At 65.8% G+C, this 21,866-nt stretch carries 16 protein-coding genes and 2 pseudogenes; 3 read left to right on the top strand and 15 right to left on the bottom strand.

The window, feature by feature from the left end; genetic code table 11:
• Window position 1: 1 nt before the first annotated feature.
• Window positions 2-1,759, top strand: a complete 1,758-nt coding sequence (arsA, locus tag CKV91_RS02815; protein WP_008598606.1) for an arsenical pump-driving ATPase — start codon at window positions 2-4, stop codon at window positions 1,757-1,759.
• A gap of 73 nt (window positions 1,760-1,832) precedes the next feature.
• Here arsA and istB read toward each other — a convergent pair whose 3' ends face one another.
• Both istB and CKV91_RS02825 read right to left on the bottom strand, forming a co-directional pair.
• Window positions 1,833-2,645: an IS21-like element helper ATPase IstB gene (istB, locus tag CKV91_RS02820; protein ID WP_065861035.1), complete on the bottom strand. Its 813-nt coding sequence runs from the start codon at window positions 2,643-2,645 to the stop codon at window positions 1,833-1,835.
• Window positions 2,642-3,520: pseudogene (locus CKV91_RS02825) on the bottom strand (Mu transposase domain-containing protein); the annotation flags it as partial. The gene istB and the pseudogene CKV91_RS02825, both read right to left, overlap by 4 nt.
• 98 nt (window positions 3,521-3,618) lie before the next feature.
• Here CKV91_RS02825 and CKV91_RS02830 point away from each other — a divergent pair.
• On the top strand, window positions 3,619-4,611 hold the full coding sequence (locus CKV91_RS02830) for an IS481 family transposase (protein ID WP_065861036.1): 993 nt from the start codon (window positions 3,619-3,621) through the stop codon (window positions 4,609-4,611).
• Window positions 4,612-4,655: 44 nt separating this feature from the next.
• Here CKV91_RS02830 and CKV91_RS02835 read toward each other — a convergent pair whose 3' ends face one another.
• The 10 genes and pseudogenes from CKV91_RS02835 to CKV91_RS02880 form a co-directional block, all read right to left on the bottom strand.
• Window positions 4,656-6,446, bottom strand: a complete 1,791-nt coding sequence (locus CKV91_RS02835) for an MDR family MFS transporter (RefSeq protein ID WP_065861037.1) — start codon at window positions 6,444-6,446, stop codon at window positions 4,656-4,658.
• Between the two features lie 74 nt (window positions 6,447-6,520).
• Window positions 6,521-7,132: a TetR/AcrR family transcriptional regulator gene (locus CKV91_RS02840; protein WP_065861038.1), complete on the bottom strand. Its 612-nt coding sequence runs from the start codon at window positions 7,130-7,132 to the stop codon at window positions 6,521-6,523.
• A gap of 100 nt (window positions 7,133-7,232) precedes the next feature.
• The gene (locus CKV91_RS09555) at window positions 7,233-7,919 is read right to left on the bottom strand and encodes a hypothetical protein (protein ID WP_065861039.1); all 687 of its coding nucleotides are present in this window, start codon (window positions 7,917-7,919) and stop codon (window positions 7,233-7,235) included.
• A gap of 125 nt (window positions 7,920-8,044) precedes the next feature.
• Complete coding sequence (locus CKV91_RS10060) at window positions 8,045-8,365, bottom strand: transposase (protein ID WP_002546829.1); 321 nt, start codon at window positions 8,363-8,365, stop codon at window positions 8,045-8,047.
• 91 nt (window positions 8,366-8,456) lie between these two features.
• Window positions 8,457-9,413, bottom strand: a pseudogene (locus tag CKV91_RS02850) (ISL3 family transposase); the annotation flags it as partial.
• Between the two features lie 319 nt (window positions 9,414-9,732).
• On the bottom strand, window positions 9,733-10,455 hold the full coding sequence (locus CKV91_RS02860) for an adhesin (RefSeq protein WP_231933806.1): 723 nt from the start codon (window positions 10,453-10,455) through the stop codon (window positions 9,733-9,735).
• A 74-nt stretch (window positions 10,456-10,529) separates the two neighbouring features.
• Window positions 10,530-12,305, bottom strand: a complete 1,776-nt coding sequence (gene cydC / locus CKV91_RS02865; protein ID WP_411791904.1) for a thiol reductant ABC exporter subunit CydC — start codon at window positions 12,303-12,305, stop codon at window positions 10,530-10,532.
• Between the two features lie 152 nt (window positions 12,306-12,457).
• Window positions 12,458-14,026 (bottom strand): thiol reductant ABC exporter subunit CydD, encoded by a 1,569-nt coding sequence (gene cydD, locus CKV91_RS02870; protein WP_036957621.1) that lies wholly within the window; start codon window positions 14,024-14,026, stop codon window positions 12,458-12,460.
• Window positions 14,027-14,176: 150 nt separating this feature from the next.
• Window positions 14,177-15,250, bottom strand: a complete 1,074-nt coding sequence (gene cydB / locus CKV91_RS02875; RefSeq protein WP_021105915.1) for a cytochrome d ubiquinol oxidase subunit II — start codon at window positions 15,248-15,250, stop codon at window positions 14,177-14,179.
• Window positions 15,251-15,263: 13 nt separating this feature from the next.
• Window positions 15,264-16,778 (bottom strand): cytochrome ubiquinol oxidase subunit I, encoded by a 1,515-nt coding sequence (locus CKV91_RS02880; protein ID WP_021105914.1) that lies wholly within the window; start codon window positions 16,776-16,778, stop codon window positions 15,264-15,266.
• A 195-nt stretch (window positions 16,779-16,973) separates the two neighbouring features.
• Here CKV91_RS02880 and CKV91_RS02885 point away from each other — a divergent pair, with 195 nt between their 5' ends.
• On the top strand, window positions 16,974-17,402 hold the full coding sequence (locus CKV91_RS02885) for a BlaI/MecI/CopY family transcriptional regulator (protein WP_021105913.1): 429 nt from the start codon (window positions 16,974-16,976) through the stop codon (window positions 17,400-17,402).
• Here the strand turns inward: CKV91_RS02885 and CKV91_RS02890 are convergent.
• The 3 genes from CKV91_RS02890 to CKV91_RS02900 are packed head-to-tail and all read right to left on the bottom strand — an operon-like array spanning window position 17,374 to window position 21,784.
• Entirely contained in the window at window positions 17,374-19,416 is a 2,043-nt protein-coding gene (locus CKV91_RS02890; protein ID WP_021105912.1) for an ABC transporter ATP-binding protein, read from the bottom strand. The two genes, CKV91_RS02885 and CKV91_RS02890, sit on opposite strands and share 29 nt — an antisense overlap.
• On the bottom strand, window positions 19,413-21,134 hold the full coding sequence (locus tag CKV91_RS02895) for an ABC transporter ATP-binding protein (RefSeq protein WP_411430998.1): 1,722 nt from the start codon (window positions 21,132-21,134) through the stop codon (window positions 19,413-19,415). Before CKV91_RS02895 ends, CKV91_RS02890 begins: the two co-directional genes overlap by 4 nt.
• 5 nt (window positions 21,135-21,139) lie before the next feature.
• The gene (locus CKV91_RS02900; RefSeq protein ID WP_155944908.1) at window positions 21,140-21,784 is read right to left on the bottom strand and encodes a TetR/AcrR family transcriptional regulator; all 645 of its coding nucleotides are present in this window, start codon (window positions 21,782-21,784) and stop codon (window positions 21,140-21,142) included.
• Window positions 21,785-21,866: the final 82 nt, after the last annotated feature.

A 21,866-nucleotide genomic window follows, 5' to 3' on the forward strand; every position in this document is an offset into this window, starting at 1 on the left:
GATGACCCAGTTTCTCGACAACCCGCCCCGGCACTTTTTCTTCACTGGCAAGGGCGGTGTCGGCAAGACCAGCATCGCGTGCGCCACGGCCGTGCACCTCGCCCACCAGGGCAAGCGGGTGCTGCTGGTCAGCACCGACCCGGCGAGCAACATCGCCCAGGTGTTCGGTGCCACCATCGGCAACAAGATCACCCCAATTCCGCAGGTGCCCGGCCTCGACGCGCTGGAGATTGACCCCGACGAGGCCGCTGAGGCCTACCGCAACAAGATCCTGGAACCGGTGCGCGCGGTCCTGCCCATCAAGGAGATCGAGGCCATCACCGAGCAGCTGTCGGGCTCCTGCACCACCGAGATCGCCTCGTTCAACGAGTTCACCGACCTGCTCGCCGACACCCAGGCCACCGCCGGCTACGACCACGTCATCTTCGACACCGCCCCCACCGGCCACACCATCCGCCTGCTGCAGCTGCCCGGCAGCTGGACCAGCTACCTTGACAACGGCAAGGGCGACGCGTCCTGTCTGGGGCCCATGAGCGGGCTCGAGAAGAACCGCGCCACCTACCGCGCCGCCGTCGAGGCCCTCACCGACCCCACCAGCACCCGCCTGGTGCTCGTCGCCCGGGCCCAGCAGTCCACGCTGCGCGAGGTCGCCCGCACCCTGGACGAGCTCGCCGAGCTCGACATCCACGCCACCAACCTGGTCGTCAACGGCGTCTTGCCCGCCGTGGCCGCCACCGACGACCTGTCCCGCGCCATCCACGACCGCGAACAGGCCGCGCTCGCTGCCATGCCTGCCGCCCTGGCAGCCCTGCCCCGCGACACGGTGAGCCTCAAGAGCGTCAACATGGTCGGCCTGGAGGCACTCGCCACCCTGTTCCACGACGAGGACGCCCCGCAGGCCGACGCGCAGGACACCGGCGGGCAGGGCATCGGCCAGCAGCCGCACCTCGCCGGCCTGGTCGACCAGCTCGCCGAGGCCGACCATGGGCTCGTGATGACGATGGGCAAGGGCGGTGTCGGCAAGACCACCGTCGCAGCCGCCATCGCCATCGCCCTGGTCCAGCGCGGCAAGAAGGTCCTGCTCACCACCACCGATCCCGCCGCGCACCTGTCGACCACCCTCGGCAACGACGTCGACGGGCTCGAGGTCAGCGCCATCGACCCTGAGAAGGCCATCCAGGAGTACCGCGACCACGTCATGGCCTCCAAGGGCGCCAAGCTCGACGACGCCGGCCGCGCCGCCCTCGCCGAGGACCTCATGAGCCCCTGCACCGAGGAGATCGCCGTCTTCCAGCAGTTCAGCCGCGCCGTGAACAAGGCCCGCGACCAGTTCGTCATCATGGACACCGCCCCCACCGGCCACACCCTGCTCCTGATGGACGCCACCGGTTCCTACCACCGCGACATCACCCGCCACCTCGACGACGACCAGCGCGGCCACGTCACCACCCCGCTGATGCGGCTCCAAGACCCCGACCACACCAAGATCATCGTGGTCACCCTGCCCGAGACCACCCCCGTCACCGAGGCGCAGGCCCTGGCCAGCGACCTGGAACGCGCCAACATCCACCCGTGGGCGTGGGTCGTGAACAACTCCCTCGCGGCAGCCCACCCCACCAGCCCACTGCTCGCCACCCGCGCACGCTCCGAGCAACAGCAGCTGGACGCGGTGGCCGCCACCACCAACCGCATGGCCGTCATCCCCACCCAGACCCGCGAACCCGTCGGCACGCAACAGCTCACCGCTCTCAGCAACTGACTCAGGGAGTGACGCCTACCCGCCGGACCCAACTGGTGGATCCGGCGGTAGGCGACTGCCTATTTGCAGTGTGTCACCCGGCCTGTCGGGCTCGGGTGTGGGCGAGGCGGTAGGAGTTGGTGCCGGTTTCGATGATGGTGGCGTTGTAGGTGAGGCGGTCGACGATCGCGGCGCACAGGCGGGGGTCGGTGAAGGTGTCGGTCCAGGCGGAGAAGGACTGGTTGGAGGCGATCGCGATGGCGTTCTTCTCCTCGCGTTCGGTGAGGACTTGGAACAGCAGTTCGGCGCCTCGCCGGTCGAGTTCCATGTAGCCGAGCTCGTCAATGACGAGGAGGTCGACGCGGCCGTAGCGGTTGATGGTCTTGGTGAGTTGTTTCTCGTCGGCGGCTTCGACGAGCTCGTTCACGAGCCGGGTGGCGAGGGTGTATCGGACGCGGTAGCCCTGTTCGGCGGCGGCGGTGCCGAGTGCGATGAGCAGGTGGGATTTGCCGGTGCCGGAGTCCCCGATCAGGCACAGGGGGTCGCCGCGGCGGATCCAGTCGCCGGTGGCGAGCTCGTTGATGGTGGCGGGGTTGATGCTGGGGTTCGCGGTGAAGTCGAAGTCGGCGAGCCATTTCTCGCGGGGGAAGCCGGCGCTCTTGATGCGACGCAGGGTGGAGCGGCGGTCGCGGTCGTCGACCTCGGCCAGGAGGAGTTCGGCGAGGAAGCCTTGGTAGGTGAGTTGTTCCTTGGTGGCGGCCGTCACGGCGTCGTCGACGACGGCGCGGATGGTGGGCAGCCGCAGCCGGCGGCAGGCCTGGTCGATCGCGGCCTGCGCGGCTTGTTCGGTGAGGCCGTGACGACGACGAAGACCGCCCGGACGGGAGCTGCTGGTGTTCGTGGTCATGGGGTTCCTGTCTGGGTGTGGTGGTGGACCTCGGCGGAGGCCGGGGCGGGGTCGGGTTGGCGGCGGCGCAGGAGTTCGTCGTAGGCAGTGACAGTGGGCAGGGGGCGGGTGTCCTCGGGCAGGTGCGCGATGACCTGGTGCGGGTCGGTGGGGCGTCGTGGTGGCAGGTTCACGACCGTCCCCCGCCTGGTCGGGCTGACTGGGGCGGGTGTGTGGGTGATGGCGTGGCGGCGGGCTTCGACGGCGACGACGTCGGGGCTGATCGCACCAACGGACAGGGCTGAGGTGATGCCGGCGATCACCGCCTCGGCCGGAAGGGATCGGTGGAGCAGGAGCACGTCGATCAACTCCTGGGTGCCCGCGACGTCGCCGCTGGTCTTGCGGGCGGCAGCCCAGAACGCGTCGTGGGCGGCGGTGAACGCCCCCGCGGCTCTGGCTTGGGCCAGGACGGTCGAGCCGGGGAACGCGCCGGGCTTGTGGCGCAGAACCTCGAGGTAGTGGTCCAGCTCGACCCGGGTCACCCCACGCGTGCCGAGGCGGGGATGGGTGGCGACCACGGTGCGGCCCTCGAGCACGACCACGCACGAGGCCCGCAGAATGACCCGGACGCGCTGCCCGATCAGGTGCGCCGGAACGGAGTACTTGACCATGCGCACGGTGATCAGGGCGGAGCGGTCGACGCGTGGGTGGAGGATCAGGCCGGGGTCGAAGTCATCGGCCGGCAGCGGCGCCAGGTGGTCGAGTTCGGCGCGGTAGTCCTGCCCGATCGTGTTCGCATGGCCGGCGATCCGGCGGGTGTTGTCGTCGACTTCCCAGACACGGATCTGGTCGTTGAGTTCGTCCAGGCTAGCTGTAACCACCACACAGGTTAGGTACATCGGGCTGGTCAGAGACAGCTCTGGCTGGACACGGGCGAGGGCCTCTGGGTGGAGTGTGTTGCTACCACACAAAGCACGACTCCCAAGAGGCCCTCATGACCCACCGTAATGCCCCGTTGTCCGAAACCGGACGTTTGCGCCTGGCCTGCTGCATCGTCGAGGATGGCTGGCCCCTGCGTCGGGCCGCCGAACGCTTCAACGTCAGCGTCACCACGGCCCAACGCTGGGCACAGCGCTACCGCGCCCACGGGCCGGCCGGAATGCGTGATCACTCCAGCCGATCCCACCACCAGCCCCGACGGGTCTGCCGTCGCACGCAACGACGGGTGGTGGGATTGCGCATCACCCACCAGTGGGGCCCAGCACGCATCGCCTACCACCTACGCCACCAGCACCTCAGCGTCTCGACCGTCGGCAAGATCCTGCAACGCTACGGATGCCCACCCCTGACCTGGATCGACAAGGCCACCGGCGCCCGGCTACGCGCCCAGCCCACACCCGTCCGCTACGAACACGACACCCCCGGTTCGCTGGTCCACGTCGACATCAAGAAGCTGGGCCGGATCCCCGACGGCGGCGGCCACCGCATGGTCGGACGCGCCCAAGGAGTACGCAACCGTGGCCGATCCGGCAGCGGGGGTGGGTATCACTACATCCACAACGCCGTCGACGACCACTCCCGCCTGGTCTACGTCGAGGTCCTCAGCGATGAGCGCAAGGACACCGCTGCCGGGTTCTGGACCAGGGCCCAGGCCTGGTTCGCCAGCCAGGGCATCACCGTCAAGCGGGTCCTGACCGACAACGGCTCCTGCTACCGGTCCAAAGCCTTCAACAAGGCACTCAAAGACACCCACATCACGCACAAGTACACCCGGCCCTACACGCCCAAGACCAACGGCAAGGTCGAGCGGTTCAACAGGACCCTGGTCGCCGAGTGGGCCTACGCACGGCCCTACGCCAGCGAGACCGACCGCCTGGCCGAACTCCCCGGCTGGCTGCACCACTACAATCACCACCGCGGACACACCGCGCTCAAAGGCAAATCACCCGCCGACCGCGTACCTAACCTGTCCGGCGATTACAACTAGACGCCGGGACGCGCCACCTCTTCCAGGTGGCGCGTCCCGAACTGTCAGGCCTGTGCTGGTCGTTCCGGTCCAGCAGCTCGACGCGGCGGAGCTCCTTCAACCTTCACGGCATCTGCGGTATGCCGTGGCGTACCGGAGGGCTCGTCCCTCTCCGAGCCGTCCGGAGCCTCAGCGCGGGCGTCCAGGGAAGGAATCTCCACGGCGTCACCGGAGGCTGCCAAAGTCTCCTGAGAAGTTCTCTCCCTAGACTCAGACGCGGCGCGCATCTGGATACCAGTGTGGTGGGACAGCGGCACGTCCTTGAGGAGGAAGGCCAGCAGACCTGCTACAGCAACCATCGGGGCCATCCACAGGAACAGCGGAGTCAGGGAGTTGACGTAGGCCTGGACGATACCGTCCCGAATGGCGTCAGGCATCTGATTGACGGCACCCGGGGTCAGCGAGGCTGCGGCGTGGCTGTGCGAGCTCATCGAGCCCAGCGCCTTGAGAACGGTTGGATCCTTGCTGGTGGCCAGGGAGGTGAACAGGTCCGTGACACGATTGGTCAGGCGGGTGGTGAAGGCCACGCCGATAAGAGAAGAGCCCAGGCACACACCGATCTGACGGAAGAAGTTGTTGTGGCTGGTGGCCGTTCCCAGCAGGGTTGGGCGGACGTCGTTCTGGACCGCCATGACGAGCAGCTGGAAGAACATACCCATGCCCAGACCGAGGACGAAGGTGTCGCCCATGATCCGCCAGACCGGGGAGTCCTGGTTCAGGGTCGACATCAGCGTCATGCCACCGGCAGCGACGATCGGGCCGATGATGATGAAGATGCGGTAACGACCTATCCGGGAGGTCAACAGGCCAGTCACCGTCGAGGCCAACAGAATACCGATCGTCATGGGGATGAGCAGTAGACCAGACACCGTGGCCGAGTAGCCGTAGGTCATCTGCATGTAGGTCGGCAGATAGGCCAGCACACCGAACATGGCGCCCATGGCGAGCATTCCGATGATCGTCGAGACGACGAAGGTGCGGTTGTGGAACAGCTCCAGCGGCAGCACCGGATCCTCGACCCGACACTCGACGACGGGCAGCACAGCCCACGCCACGACCGCGACGACGCTCAGGCCGATGATCTGCCAGGACAGCCAGTGGTACTGGGAACCGCCCCAGGTGGCCACCAGCACGATGGCCACGGCGCCGACGTCCATGAGGGTTAGACCTAGCCAGTCAATCTTCGTCGTCAGCTCATGCTTGGGTAGCTTGAGGGCGAAGAGGCAGGCCACCCAGGCCACGACACCCAGCGGCAAGTTGATCCAGAACACCCAGCGCCAGGAGATCGAGTCGGTGAGCCAGCCGCCCAGCAGCGGGCCGAGCACCGAGGACACACCGAACATCGCGCCCATCGGCGCCATGTAGGCGGCACGAACGCGCGGTGGGATGAGGTCGCCGGTGATGGCCTGGGACAAGATCATGAGGCCACCGCCACCCAGGCCTTGGATGAAGCGGAAGAAAATGAAGGTGATCATGGTGTTAGCGGTGCCGCACAGGGCAGACCCCAGCAGGAACAGGCCAATGGCGATGAGGTAGAGGGTCTTACGACCGATGAGGTCGGAGAGACGGCCATACAGCGGCATACCGACGGTGATGGCCAGGGTGTACGCGGTGATGACCCACGCCATGTGCTCGACGCCGGACAGGTCACCGACAATGGTCGGCAGAGCGGTGGCGACGATCGTCTGGTCCAAGGAGGACAGGAACATCACCATCATGAGGCAGAGATAGACAACCCAGAATCGACGATCTGGTTTGAACTTGGCAGCCTCAGGAGCGGCAGCAGTTGCAGACATGTCACAGCTTTCTGATGTTGGATGGGAAATGCGGGGCGCGTTGTCGCGCAGGTTGTGACGAGTCAGCTCGCTGCTCACGGCGTCAAAACCGACACCTGATCGCCGGCCAATTCCGCGGACAGCCTGACCCAGACATCGACGACCCGGTCAAAGGTGCCGACCACCTCGGCAGAACTGGCCCCAGGACGGACCATGGCCGCTTGGAAGACTGAGCGCTCCATCGCCTGGATGGTGCCCACGAGGGCAAGGACTTCCAGAGAGTCCTCGGAGCGGCCGATCCGGCGAGCAGCTGCCGCCATGAGGGCAGCGCGTTGACAGTCAACGGACTCCTTGAGGGCCATCCGAAGCTCGGTGCTCTCCCCGCTGATTCTCATGAGCTCTCGCAGATCGTCGAGGTCGACGTCGAAGCTTCGCCACCTGGCATCGAGCAGGGTGCGAATGGCATCGGCCAGTGACGTCGAGGTGTCCGTCGCGAAGGTCTCGAGGGCCTCCTCCGAGTGGGCGACCACCGGAGGCAGATAGACGTCGTACTTGGACGGGAAGTGGTTGAACACGGTTCGTCGCGACACCCCAGCACGCTCGGCGATGTCGTCGACTGTGACCTCGTCCACCGGCTTCTCGACCGCCAATTCCATTGCAGCACGGCGAATGACGCCCTGAGTGCGGATTGCTGTTGGTGAAGTCACACTCACAATTTTGTACTGAGTGCAGTGTCTGCATCAAGTGCAGAATCTGCACCCAGTACACAAAGTGTCACGCCCTCGGTGAACGATGGCGTGAGAAGGTTCACCGGAAGGCGTGCCAGGCAGCTTTGAGATATGGCCAGGCACGTTGGGCTGACTCCCGCCACTGCTCGAGCGAGCCGGTGGCCCGATGCACCCAGGATCCGGCTTCCTGACCGACCGATGGCGCCAACCACAGCACCCCGACGACAACCGTGAACACACTCACGACGAGGGCCACTGTGACCATGCGGGTCCACATCCCTCGACGTTGACGAGCTCCCGAGACATTGTCGTGGGTCCGGGAGAACCATCTGGTGAAGAAGGCACCGCCCAGAGCGATGACGAGGCTGGTGACGGCAGCGCCGATCATCGTCCCGCCGATTCCCAGGCCTCCCACGGCTCCGGTCGCAACGGCCGAGGCGCAGGCACCAGCCGCCACCTCATAGGGTCGAGGCCACCGGTGACGGGGCTCGGCCTTCTGCGCGGGTGCCGCTTGGGCAGCCCGAGGGTTGTGAGACTCAGCTGCGGCGGGCCGAGAGGAACGAATCGGTGCCAGCGGCGCGTTAATCCTGGGCATCGACCCCGTCGACACCAAGGTCGGCGCGTCCGACCCCGGCTCGATCCGGTACAGCCACCTCTCGTCCTCGCTGAATATCCGATTACCCACGGTTCTCTGATCTCCCATCGTCACAGGGTCGATAACGACCAAGTTTTGAGAGTAGGTCGCCATTTCGTCACTTCCAGCGATCGCGGCACAGTGGCGACCACGGTCGCTGCGAGGATCCGACGACAGTCGCAATCCCCGGCATAATTCTCAGGTTCCGCCAAGTCGCGGGCACACAAATGCTCAGGTACCGAATTCCCGATTCCGGCTCATCCGAATCCAGGGTGTAGTCGGGGTCTGAACCCGCCGGTCTCGAGCAGGGATCTGGCGATGTAGTTGGTCAGGTTGCGGAACCCCAGTGCCGAGCCGCGCAGGTGCTCGAGCCTGCCGTTGATCGCCTCGGTGGGCCCGTTGGAGGTGCTGGGCCGGTCGAAGTAGGCCAGGACGTCGGCGGCGCGCTTCTTCAGCGTCCTGCCGAGCTTGGTGATCTCGACCAGGGCCTTGGGGACGCCGGTGCTGATCGAGTCGATGAGCCGGGCCATCAGCTCGCGGCCGTGGCGCCGGTTCTCGTGGCGGTAGGCGGCGATCATGCGCTGGTAGACGCTCCGTGACCTCGACCTCGACGTGGGCGTCGTCGGCGAGCAGGGTGTCCAGTCGGTCCTTGTGCTTGTCGTTGAGCAGGTCGGCGCCGGTGGACAGGGTCCGGCGGGCGGCATAGAGCGGGTCGCCCTTGCGGCCGCGGTGCCCACAGATGGCCTGCTGAACTCGCCGTCGGCACTCATCGAGCGCCTCGCCAGCGAGGCGTGTGACGTGGAAGGGATCTAGCACGGTCACCACGTCGGGCAGTTCCTCGACGGCGGCGGTCTTGAACCCGGTGAAGCCGTCCATCGCGACCACCTCCACGCCGTCGCGCCAACTCCTGCGGGCGGTCGGCCAGCCAGGTCTTGAACGCCTGCTTGGAGCGTCCTTCGACCATGTCCAGCAGCCGTGCCGGCCGGTGCCATCTCGCACTGGGGTGAGGTCGATGATCACGGTGACGTACCTGTCGCCGCGACGGGTGTGCCTCCACACGTGCTCATCGACCCCGACGACCTTCACCCCCTCGAAGCGGTGCTCCTGGTCGATCAGCACCCGCTTGCCCTCGGCCAGAACGGCGTCGTTGGCGGTGTCCCAGGCCGCCGCGAGCCCCTCGGCGACCCGAGCCACGCTCAGGTGCTGGACCACGATCCTTTCCAGCGCCCACCGCAGAGCGCGCCGAGACAACGTGGCCCGGGGCTCGGCCGCGGCGGTGGTGTCCTGGCGCCACACATACCCGCAGCCGCTGCAGCGGTAACGGTGCACGACGACCTCCAGCGTCGTGGGCCGCCAGCCCGGTGGTTCGTGGGCAAGCCGTCGGACCACGGTGTCACGTGGTCTCCCTTCGCAGCCGCAGCGCCGGCACCACTGGTCGGGCTCGACCACCTGGCAGGCCAATACGGCACGATCCGGCTCGAGTCGCTGCCCGGTGACGACGAGGCCGAGTTCGTCGAGGCGGCAGAAGGCAGTCAGGTCGGGGCTGGCGAACGCATCAGCGCGCCCAGTCGACGGTAGCGTCGTGCACGTCGAGGTCTTTCGGGCTGAGTGTGTAGGAGCTCTCATCCTCGGGAGACCTCGACCTCTATCCGGCCACCGACGCGCCGGCCCGCCGCGCGACGTGCGCTACACCCTCATCTGGGAAGAGCCGGAAATTCACGAGCCAACGAACGGATGTGTAGAGAAAAGCCAATCCAAGAGTTCCATCAATTAAATCCCAAGATGGGGATTCCATGAGTGAAGCCCCAAGTCGTATGGTGAGGAACAAGATGATGACTGTCATGAGTGTCATTTCGTGAATGGCATGCTCGTCGGCACAGCAGACGTATTTCTGCGGAGCCGCGTCCATCGGCACGTCGCGCTCAAGCAGTGCAGAAAATCAAGGTCAAGAGGACAGTGACATCACTGTGATTGCGAAAACATAGCACCATACCGCCACTGCTATGAAAAGGACGACTGCCGAAGAAAAACTCATACCGAAAACAAATGGAATATTACTATTCTCGATTTTTATTCCTATGGCACTGAGAGCCAGTCCGGCACAAGGAAAAATTATGAGAGACAGTGGATGTACTGCTGCCACTATACTGGTAAGCGACATGTCATTCACCGGAACGAAAAACTCAATCAAGAACATGACCATGAGAACAAAAGACATCATGACAGCACCAATGATTTCTATTTTTAATCTCTTCTTCTTCGGGTCATCAAGCTTGAATGTCGTCCTTACCCACAAGCCTGTGAGCCACCCGACCAAGGGGAAGAGGAGTGACATGGCAAATAGGGGAGGGAACTCCTCTGGAATTGGGACCAGTGTCTCTTGTACATAGAGTGCCCCGGACGCTGCAGCCCAGGCAGTTCCGACGATAGCCCCGATGATGAGGCCGTTGAGCGGGGTGCGACGATACTTCTGTTCGAGCGCATCGTTGGTGATTTTCTCTTGGTGGTGTGGAGGTTGCTGGCGTCTTCGATGTCGGCGTGGCTGGTGCGGGTTTGGTCTTGGTCGGTCACGGTGGGATGGCTGTCTCGGGTGCTGGGAGGGGCCATTGCGCCAGTCACCGACGGACTTGTCAGGGGCCTGTGCTTCGTCCTTGGAAGGCGTTGTCATGTCGCTCCTCCTCGGAAAAAGCGTCCCGGGGAAAGGTTCACGGGGAAGCACAGGCGTAGCATGCGTCGGTGAGGTCAACCCAGCTCCCACACCCGGTCGCAGCGTTCCATGACGAGCGGGTCGTGGGTGATGACGAGCTTGGCCGCACCCGGTGTCGTGGCCCACAGGTCGTCCATGAGGGCCTCGGAGGTCTCCACGTCCAGATGCTCGGTCGGCTCGTCGAGGATGAGGACGTCACCGGGCGGGGTGTTGGGCACCGGTGTCGGCTCGTGAGCCTCCCCGTCGCCCGCGCTGGTGGCGTGCGTCACCAGCACCCGTGCCAGGGCCAGGCGTTGGGCCTCACCGCCGGAGATCGTCGCCCCGTCCTCACCGACGAGCCGATCGGGCGGCAGATCCAGGCCGGCTCGTTGCAGAGCCGTCACAACCTCCTCATCGGTGGCCTGACGGGCACCGATTCGCACGTTCTCGGCGATGCTCGTGGTGAAGACGTGTGCATTCTGCGCCAGGTAACGCACTCGCCCGGTGGTGTGCACCTGCCCGGACATCGGCGGGATGAGCCCCATGATCGTCGCGGCAATCGTCGTCTTGCCGATGCCGGAGGGCCCGACCAGGGCCACTGACTCGCCGGGATGGATCTGCAGGTCGAGGTGACGCTGCACCGGTCTGCCGTCCGGCCAGCCGACGGTGAGGTCGGTGAGCTCCAGACTGGGCGACTGCCCGGTGCTCTCGGCGGTGGGGGAGTCGCCCACCCCCACGGTCGGGGCGTCAAGGATCTCCACGATGCGGTTCAGGGCCGTCCGGGCCCGGGTGAAGGTCTGTGCGGCGGCATTGAACGAGCCGAACACCTCGTGCAGGGCCAGCGGGGTGAGCACCAGCACGGCGAGAATGCGCCCACCGATGCGTCCGTCCGCGACGGCCTGCCCACCCACGAGCAGCGCACTGACGACGGCCACCCCGGCTGCCAGGATCTGCCCAGCAGTGCCCAGACCACGCACCCAGGCTGCCCGGCGCTCGGCGTCACGCAGCTTGGCGTCCACCTCGAGCACCCGCTCCATCTGATGATCGGCGGCGTTGAGGGCCACCAGGTCGGGGGCGGCATGAGCGAGTTCCCTGGTGCGATTGGCGAGTTCGCCACGCAGCGGCACCGTGCTCCCATCGGCGCGCCGGGAGGCCACCTGCGTCAGCCACGGGATGACGACCCCGGCCAGCAGGGCCGAACCGAGCAGCCAGGCGGCGCTGACCGGGGAGAACCGGGCCAGCAGGGCCGTCGTCCCGATGATGGCAAGCGATGCCGCACAGGCCGGCACCAGTACTCGCACGACGACGTCCAGGATCGCCTCGACGTCGGCAGTGACGCGCACCAACAGGTCGCCGCGTCGCCGCCCCACCAAGGTGGTGCCGGACAACTTGTCGTAGCTGCGCATCCGCAGCACTCCCTGCATCCGCAGGGCCAAGTCATGGCCGACGAGTCGCTCGGCGTAGCGGAACACGCCGCGGGAGATACCGAAGAATCGCACCCCGACGGCAGCAGCCTCCAGGTAGAGCACCGGAGGCATCTCGGCGGCCCGCGAGAGCAGCCAGGCCGACACGCCCATGAGTGCCACCGAGGCACCTGAGGCGCAGGCGGCCAGCAGGGTGGACAGCACGAGTAGCCAACGGCCGTGCCTGACGTCGGCCAGCAGGATCCTCAGAAGATTGCGTGGGGTGCGTACCGGGCCGGTCTCGGCCAGCTCGACGCCGGGGGAGGCGTGGCTCATGACCTGCCCCGTGCGCTTGACCTGCCCCGTGTGTTGCTCGCCCTGGTGCATCTCGGTCTGCGGGCGAGACCCAGCGTCCGTGGAGTTCGTCATGGGTCCTGCCCCCACTCTGTTCGTGTTCCCCCGTCTCGTGCTCGGATACTGCGTGTCATGGAGCTCCGCCTCGACGGGTCGCTCGCTGGCGGCTCCGGTGCTGCTGGGCGTGGTGGATGTCGTGGGCCTTGCGTCCTCGGTGTGTCTGTTGGTCATGCCGCCACCTTCGTCACGGTCACGACGCGGTCGGCCTGGTTGAGCACCTGGGGCCGGTGGCTCACGACGAGCACCGAGGCACCGCTGGCTCGTACCGCGTCAAGGACGGTCTGCTCGGTGTCGGCGTCCAGCCCGGCGGTGGGCTCGTCGAGCACGAGCAGCCCGGCCCCGCCCAGCTCCACCCGGGCCAGGGCTCGGGCCAGGGCCACGCGGCGTCGCTCCCCGGCAGACAGCCCTTCGGCGTCGTCCGAGACCTTCTTGGCGAGAGCCAACGACTGACCCCCGCAGCGGTCCAGCAACTCCCTAGCCTGCGCGTCGGTGAGTTCGGCATGCCCCAGTCGCACATTGTCGGCGACGGTGCCGTGGATGAGGCCAGGAGTCTGTGGGACGTAGGCGATCTGTTCCCGCCATGCCTGCAGGGTGGCTGCACTGGCCTGGCACAGGTCGACGTCGCCAATCCTGATCGATCCGGCCTGCGGTGCCAGGAAGCCCAGCAGACAGTTCATCGCCGTCGTCTTGCCGCCACCGGAATGGCCAGCCAGGGCGACGAGCTCGCCGGGTTCGATGCGCAGGCTCACACCATCCACGGCAGGGGTCTGCGCGTCGGGGTAGGTGTAGGTCAGCTCGTCGACGACGAGCGGGGAGGTGCGAGCCGAGGGCACGGTCTGGGCAACACCGGCCGTGAGCTGGCCGTGCTCGATGAGGCTGAAGGCCTCCTCGGCAGCTGCCATGCCGTCCGCCGCGTCGTGGTAGAGGGTTCCCACCTGGCGCAGGGGCAGGTACACCTCGGGGGCCAGAATGAGAATGAACAGTGAGGTGCGCAGATCCATGCCGCCGGCGTCGACCCGGAAACCGATGGTCACGGCCATCAATGCCACCGACAAGGTGGCGAGCAGTTCCAGGGCGAAGCTGGAGAGGAAGGCGATGCGCAAGGTGCCCATGGTTCCGGCTCGTGAGGCGTCCTCGGTGCGCTTGAGTCCGGCGAGCTGGGCACGAGCCCGTCCGAAGACCTGCAGGGTGGGCAACCCGGCGACGAGGTCGGCGAAGTGATTGGCCAGTCTCGACTGGGTCTGCCAGCGTCTCTTCATCGCCGCCTCGGTGCGCCAGCCGATGAGGGCCATGAACACCGGGATGAGTGGCACGGTGATGATGACGATGACGAGGCTTCTGAGGTCCTGCAGGCCGATGGCAATGGCGAGCACCACCGGCACGATCGAGGCGAGCACCAACTGGGGCAGGTACTTGGAGTAGTAGCCGTCCAGGGCATCCAGGCCGGTCGTCACCAAGGTGATGAGCGTGCTCGAGGAGGTGCGTGCGTCGGTGGGACGGGCCAGCCGAGCGGCCAGGACGTCCCGGCGCAGCTGCGACTTCACCGCTGCGCAGGCGCGATGGGCCAGCGATTCCTGGGCCCAGGCCAGCAGTGCCCGTCCGGCGAACACCGCGGCGAGCAGTCCGGCCCAGCGCGCCAGACCTGTCGTCGTGTGGGTGTGGAAGACCGATGAGATCGACTCTGCCAGCAACCAGGCCTGGGCGAGGATGAGCAGTGCGGTGCCCACCCCGACCACGCACAGGGCGACGAGGAACGGCAGGGTCGCCCGGGCGCGACGCACGAGCCGGGGATCAAGCGGGGCAGCCATGTGCACCTTCCGTAGTACATGTCTTGACCCCCAGGAGAGTACTCCCGGGGGTCAAGGTGATGGGTGGTCGAGCAAACCTCAAGCTGCCACGGCGTTGTCCGAGATGGCCTCTCTGGAGAGTCGCTTGCTGAACACCCAGTAGCTCCACGCCTGGTAGGCCAGCACGATCGGCACGAAGACGCATGCGGCGATCGTCATGATCTTCAGCGTCATCGGGCTGGACGAGGCGACCCACATGTCGAACTCGATGCCCTCGGGCACGAATCCGATGTTGATCCACATCTTGATGAACATCGTCACCATCATGACGGCGATGGCCAGACCGTTGAGGACGAAGGCCAGGCCGTCACTGCCCTTCTTCTGCGACGTGGCGGCCACGGCCACCAGGATGGCGGCCAGCAGGCCGAGGATCCAGGTGAGGGTGTGGCGCACACTCGTCTCGGGGGCGTACATGGTGTTGAGCATGATCGCCCAGGCAGCCATGAGTACGGCGGCAACCCAGCCCAGCCGCACGGCCTTCCGCGAGGCCCGCTCGTGGATCGGTCCACGGGTCTTCAGGGCGATGAATCCGGCGCCGTGGGCGCAGAACAGGATGACGAAGAGCACACCGCCCACGAGGGCGAACGGGGTGAACAGCCCCCAGAAGGAGGTCGTCACCAGCGGGGCGGTACCGCCGCCGGGCACGTCATGGGGGCCGACGGCCAGACCACGTACGAAGTTCGCGAACCCGACGCCGAGTACCAGGGACGGCAGGAAGGAGCCGATGGCGGCCATCCAGTCGAAGGTGTTGCGCCAGGAGCTGGACGGGTGCTTGGAGCGGTACTCGAACGACACACCTCGAACGATGAGACCGAGCAGCACGAGCAGCAACGGCAGGTACAGCCCGGAGAACATCGTCGCGTACCAGCCGGGGAATGCGGCGAAGGTGGCACCGCCAGCGGTGAGCAGCCACACCTCGTTGCCGTCCCAGGTCGGTCCGATGGCGCGAACCATGATGTCGCGGTCCTCGTCCTCCTTGCCCAGGGAGGGCAGGAGCATGGCCACACCGAAGTCGAATCCCTCGAGGAAGAAGAATCCGATCCACAGGACGGCGATGAGGATGAACCACACCGGCGTCAGTGCAGAATGAGCAACTTCAAGAAGCGGGAACACAGTGCTCATCTCCTCAGTATGCGAAGGACAGGGGGGCGTCCCCGTCCGCGGCGTTGTCGGTGGTGCTGACGTCGGGCAGGCCGGCTCGCATCGTCTTCAGGAACAGGAAGAGCTCGACCACGGCCAGGGCTCCGTAGACCACCGTGTAGGCGATCGTGGAGAACAGGACCGATCCGGCCGACACCCCCGGTGAGACGGCGGAGGCGGTGGGCAGCACGCCGGTGACGATCCACGGCTGACGGCCCATCTCGGTGAAGATCCACCCGAACGAGATGCCGATGAGTGGCAGGAACGGCGTGACGAAGGTCCAGAAGTTGTGCCATCCGGTCTGCCGGGGGTTGCGTCCCCCGCGTAGCTCGATGAGCATGATGAGTCCGATGAGGGCACCGGCCATGCCCAGCCCGATCATGAGACGGAAGCTCCAGTAGGACAGTCCGATGCTCGGGGCCAGGTCGATGTTGTTGGCGTCGACCTTCTCACGCAGCACGGAGGCGTAGGAGGCCTGCAGCTCGGTCTGGGAACCGTCGTTGTGGGTGTAGGTGTAGGCGTTGACGTCGTGCTTCTTGAGGTCGTTGACGCCCTGGATCTGCGAACCCCACTCGTTGTTGGCGAGGAAACCGAGCATGCCGGGGATCTTGATGCCGCCGATCTCCTCGGTGCCGTCGCCGGTGTCGAAGGTGATGACGGAGAAATCGCTGGTGGACTCCCAGGCGGCCTCGGCCGCAGCCATCTTCATGGGCTGGAGCTTGGTCATCTCCTTGCCCTGGATGTCGCCGCTGACAGCTGTGATCGCGGCAGCAGCGATGAGCACCCAGGCGCCGAACTTCGTTGCCCAGCGCCAGGTGGAGACGTCCTCGACCTCACTGGCGTCGGAGATCTCGGAGGTGTGACGTCCACGGGCCACCTTGGACAGGTGCCAGAACGAGATGCCGGCAATGAGGGCCCCGCCGACCATGTACGACGCGGCGATCGTGTGCAGGAAGGTGGTGAGGAACACCGGGTTGCCCAGCACGGCGCCGAAGTCGGTGAGCTCGGCACGGCCGGTCTGCGGGTTGAAGGTGGCTCCGACCGGGTTCTGCATCCAGGAGTTGGCGGCCAGGATGAACACGGCGGAGACCATCGTGCCGATGGCGGTGAGGTAGATCGTGGCCAGGTGCACGCCCTTGGACAATCTGTCCCAGCCGAAGATCCACAGGCCGATGAAGGTCGACTCCATGAAGAACGCGAGCAGCGCCTCCAGAGCCAGGGGAGCGCCGAAGATGTCGCCGACGAATCGAGAGTATTCCGACCAGTTCATGCCGAACTGGAACTCCTGCACGATTCCGGTGACGACACCCAGTGCAAAGTTGATGAGGAAGAGCTTGCCGAAGAACTTGGTGAGCCGAAGGTACCTGTCGCGGTCGGTCTTGTACCACGCCGTCTGCATCACAGCGACAAGCATCGACAGAGCGATGGTGATCGGGACGAAGAAGAAGTGGTAGACCGTCGTGATCCCGAACTGCCATCGGGCGATCGTTGTCTGGTCCATGGGACGAAAACTACTACGACTGAGGGTAGGAGTCTACAAGGATGGCCTAGATATTGTACTTTCTGTTGAAAGTTACAAAAGAGGAGGGGGTGTCCATTTCCTGACGGGGGGATGGTGTATAGGGGCACGACGCGCTGGACGGCCTTTCCCCACGCTGCTACTACGATGCGTCGTACTTGTGGTTAGACTGAGGACATGGCCGTACTGGGAGAGTTGGAGCATCGCGTCATGGACGTGTTGTGGGCATCGCAGGAGGAACAGTCCGTTCGAGATGTCCACACCCAACTGCTCGCCGACGCCAGGATTGCCTACACCACCGTCATGACGGTGCTCGGCCGGCTGGCCAAGAAGCACGTCGTCGTGCGCCAGCAGCACCAACGGGCCTGGTGGTACCGGCCGGCCAGCTCCAAGGCACAGTTCCTGGCCGGCGAGATGGCCCAGGTGCTCGGCGAGGCCGGTGCAGCACGCTCGGACACCCTCGTCGAACTGGTCAGGCTGCTCACCGAGTCGGACCGGCGGGTCCTGCGTCACGTCTTGGCAGCACGTGCCGAGGTCGCAGGTGAGCCCCCGCGGTCTCGGCACGGGAAGCGGACGATCATGCCTCCGGGGGCACGCTCGCGCTGAACTGCGACTGGTAGAGGTCGTAGTAGTGCCCCTGCGCCGCGAGCAGCTCGTCGTGGGAACCCTGCTCGACGATGTCGCCGTGCTCCATGACGAGGATGAGGTCCGCATCGCGGATGGTCGACAGCCGGTGGGCGATGACGAAACTCGTGCGTCCCCGCCGCAGCCTGTTCATGGCCTCCTGGACGAGCATCTCGGTGCGGGTGTCCACCGAGCTGGTGGCCTCGTCGAGGATGAGCAGGTCGGGGCGTGCCAGGAAGGCCCGCGCAATGGTGATGAGCTGCTTCTCACCCACCGAGATGTTCGATCCCTCCTCGTCGATGACGGTGTCGTAGCCCTCGGGCAGGGAGTGGACGAATCGGTCGACGTAGGCGGCCTTGGCGGCGGCGAGGATCTCGTCCTCGGTGGCCTCGGGGCGGCCGTAGGCGATGTTGTCGTGGATCGTGCCACTGAACAGCCAGGTGTCCTGCAGCACCATGCCGACGTGGGAGCGCAGCTCCGCGCGCGGCACCGTGCGGGTGTCTATCCCGTCCAGGGTGATGCGTCCCTCGTCGATCTCGTAGAACCGCATGAGCAGGTTGACCAGGGTCGTCTTGCCAGCCCCGGTCGGTCCAACGATGGCGACCGTCTGGCCCGGTTTGGCGACCAGGCTGAGGTCGGTGATGAGCGGCTTGTCGGGGGAGTACGAGAAGCGGACGTGCTCGAACTCGACGTGGCCGCGTGTCGGGGCCAGACGGCCCTGCCCCTCCGCAGAGAGCTCCTCGGCGTCCAACACCTCGAAGACGCGTTCTGCCGAGGCCACCCCCGACTGCAGCAGATTCGTCATGGACGCGATCTGCGTCATCGGCTGGGTGAACATCCGGGAGTACTGGATGAATGCCTGGACGTCACCCAGGGGCATGCGTCCGGCAACCACGCGCAGCGCACCGATGAGCACGATGAGCACGTAGTTGATGTTGCCGATGAGGAACATCACCGGCTGGATCGTCGCCGAGACGAACTGCGCCTTGAACGAGGCCTGGTAGAGCTCCTCGTTGCGCTCGTGGAAGCTCTCGGCCACCTCCTGACGTCGTCCGAAGACCTTGACCAGGGAGTGACCGGTGTAGCTCTCCTCGACCTCGGCATTGAGCATGCCGGTGGCCTTCCACATGTGGGCGAACTGCACCTGGGCACGTTTGCCGATGCGTGCGGCAACGAACCCGGCAGTCGGAATGACGACGAGGCTCACCACGGCCAGCAGCGGTGACACCCAGAACATCATGATGAGCACACCGATGACCGTGAGGATGGCGTTGAGCAGCTGCTGCATGGTCTGGGTGAGGGTCTGGGCGACGTTGTCGATGTCGTTGGTCACTCGGCTCATGAGCTCACCGCGCGGCTGCTTGTCGAAGTAGCTCAGCGGAAGCTTGTCGAGCTTGGCGCTCACCTGGCGGCGCATGTCGTACATCGCACGCTGCACCGCGGTGTTGAGCAGCACCCCCTGCAGGTACATGAGGATCGCCGAGACGGTGAACAGGCACAGGGCCAGCAGCACGATCATGCCCAGACGGTGGAAGTCCACTCCCGCACCGATGCGCAGGCCGGGGTACTGGCCGAGCATGTCGATGAGTTTGCCATCGGCTCTGCCGCTGGACCTGAGCTGGTCGATGAACTGCTCGGTCGTCAGCCCCTTGGCCTGGGGCATGCGTTCACCGATCTTTCGTGTCATGATGCCGCCGAAGATGACGTCGGTGGCACGTCCCAGGATCTTCGGTCCGATGACGTTCATCGTCACGGCGATGGCGGCGATGGCGACGACGATGCTCAACACGCCCCGGTAGGGCTTGAGGGTGCCCAGCAGACGTCTGAGTGAGGGACCGAAGTTGACGGCCTTCTCGGCCACCCGGCTGCCGCCACCGTGGCCGCCACCTCGGCGGATGGTGCGGGACGACTGACGTGCGATCTCGGCCTGTTCCTCGGCCGTGAGGGCGGTCGACTTCTTCGTGGTGGCCTTCGTGGACGTGGGCTTCGAACTCATGCTGCCGCCTCCTGGGCCGAGAGCTGGGAGTTGACGATCTCCTGGTAGGTGGGGCACGTGTCGAGCAGGGTCTCGTGGTTCCCGGCACCGACAATGCGACCTTCGTCGATGACGAGGATCTGATCGGCGTCGCGAATGGTCGAGACACGCTGGGCGACGATGAGCACCGCGGCCTGGGCAGTGTGCCGGCCCAGCGCCTGGCGCAATTTCGCGTCGGTCGTGACGTCGAGGGCGGAGAAGGAGTCGTCGAAGATGTAGATGTCGGGCTTCTTGACCAGGGCCCGGGCGATGGACAGCCGCTGACGTTGACCACCCGAGACGTTCGTGCCGCCCTGGGAGATGCTCGCCTCGAGCTCACCGTCCATGGTGTGGACGAAGTCGTCGGACTGGGCGATGCGCAGTGCCTCCCACAGCTGTTCATCGCTGGCCTCGGAATTGCCGTGACGCAGGTTGCTGGCCACGGTACCGCTGAACAGGTAGGGCTTCTGCGGCACCAGGCCGATCGTGCTCCACAGGGTCTCCGGGTCCAGGTCGCGCACGTCTGCCCCGTTGACGAGCACCTGCCCGCCGGTGGCGTCGAAGAGCCGGGGGATGAGGTTGACCAGGGTCGTCTTGCCGGCACCGGTCGAGCCGATGATCGCCGTCGTCGTTCCCGGCTCCATGCGCAACGAGATGTCGGAGAGCACCGGGGACTGCGCACCGGGGTAGCTGAACTCCACGTGACGCAACTCGACGGTGCCGCGTTCGGGCATCCGGGTGAGGGGCCGGGCGGGTTCCGCCACGCTCGTCTCGGTGTCGAGCACCTCGGTGATGCGTTCGGCACACACGGCGGCACGGGGCCAGATGACCACCATCATGGCCGCCATCATCACGGAGATGAGGATCTGGATGAGGTAGGTCGTGAACGATGCCAGGGCGCCGACCTCCAGATGCCCGGAGTCCATGCGGGGGGCGGCGAACCAGAACACTCCCACCTGGGAGAGGTTCATGACGAACATGACGACGGGGAACATCGCTGCCATGAGTCGGGCGACGCGGATCTGCACGTCGCGCAGCTGGGAGTTCGTCCGGTCGAATCGCTGTGACTCGTAGGGTTCGCGCACGAAGGCCCGCACGACGCGGATGCCGGTGATCTGCTCGCGCACGACGCGGTTGAGGTCGTCGATGCGCTGCTGCATGGTGCGGTACAGCGGGCCCATCCGGGCGACGATGACTCCGACGATGCTGCCCAGCAGGACGACGGCGGCGACGATGATCCACGACAACTCGACGTCGGCGCGCAGCGCCATGACGACGCCGACGACCATCATGATCGGGGCACCGACGATCATCGCCAGGGTGAGGAAGACGAGCATCTGTACCTGCTGGACGTCATTGGTGGTACGGGTGATGAGCGAGGGGGCGCCGAACTGGTTGAGCTCGCGCGCCGAGAAGCTCAGGGCCCGGTCGAAGACGGCGTCGCGCACGTCGCGGCCGAATCCCATGGCAGTTCGGGCGGCAAGGTACACCGCGACGATCTGGCACAGGGCCTGGACTGCGGCGACGCCGAGCATGACGGCCGAGTGGGTCTTGACGTAGTGGGTGTCCAGGGTGACGACACCGTTGTTGATGATGTTGGCGTTGATGGTGGGCAGGGTGAGCGCAGCCACCTGTGCGCCGGCCTGCAGGATGACGATGAGCACCAGCTGCGGCCAGTACGGCTTGATGTGGCGGTTGATGAGTTCTATGAGCACGACGGCTCCTGTTCCATCGGTTCGGGGTGACGCACGACGCCGTGCAGCACGACGTCGGTCAGTTGGGTTGCCGAGAAGGTGACGGAGGTGGGATCGAAACGGTGCAGGCCGATGTGGCTCACCGCGAGGACGAGCTGGGCCGCCACGTCGAGGTCGACGCACAGTCGCTCCTCGTCGGGTTCCAGCAGACGCACGATCTGGGTGGTGATCTCGCGAGTCCAGGTGGCCATCATGTCGTGACTGGGATGGCTGAACCCCTCCTTGCCCTGCCCGCGCATCACGCAGGTGTGCTGAGGACGGGTCTCGAGGGCTGCGGTGAGTTCATGGATCGAGGTGAAGCTGCTCCGTAGCACGGTCACGGCCTCGGCGACCCGATCGGTGAGGGGCAGCTCGAGGTCGATGGCATGCAGGTCCGCACTCAGCGAATCGACGTCGAGACTGTCGGCGATCACGGCGGAGATGAGCTCGTCCTTGGACGCGAAGTGACGGAAGATCGTCCCCTCGGCGATGCCGGTGGCCTCGGCGACCTGTCTGGTGGTGAGGTCCAGCCCGTGCTTGGCCAGCAGGGGGCGGGTTGCGGCAATGATGGACGCTCGCCGTTGGTCGGCGGGCATGGGGTTGGCTCGGGGTGTCACGGGGTCAGGCTATGTGAGTGAGCACTCACTCGCAAGCGGGTACCGCCCCCTCTCGCTCACGGACGAACACGTACGTATCAAG

The sequence above is a fragment of the Cutibacterium granulosum genome (genome assembly GCF_900186975.1).
Classification (GTDB): Bacteria; Actinomycetota; Actinomycetes; order Propionibacteriales; family Propionibacteriaceae; genus Cutibacterium; species Cutibacterium granulosum.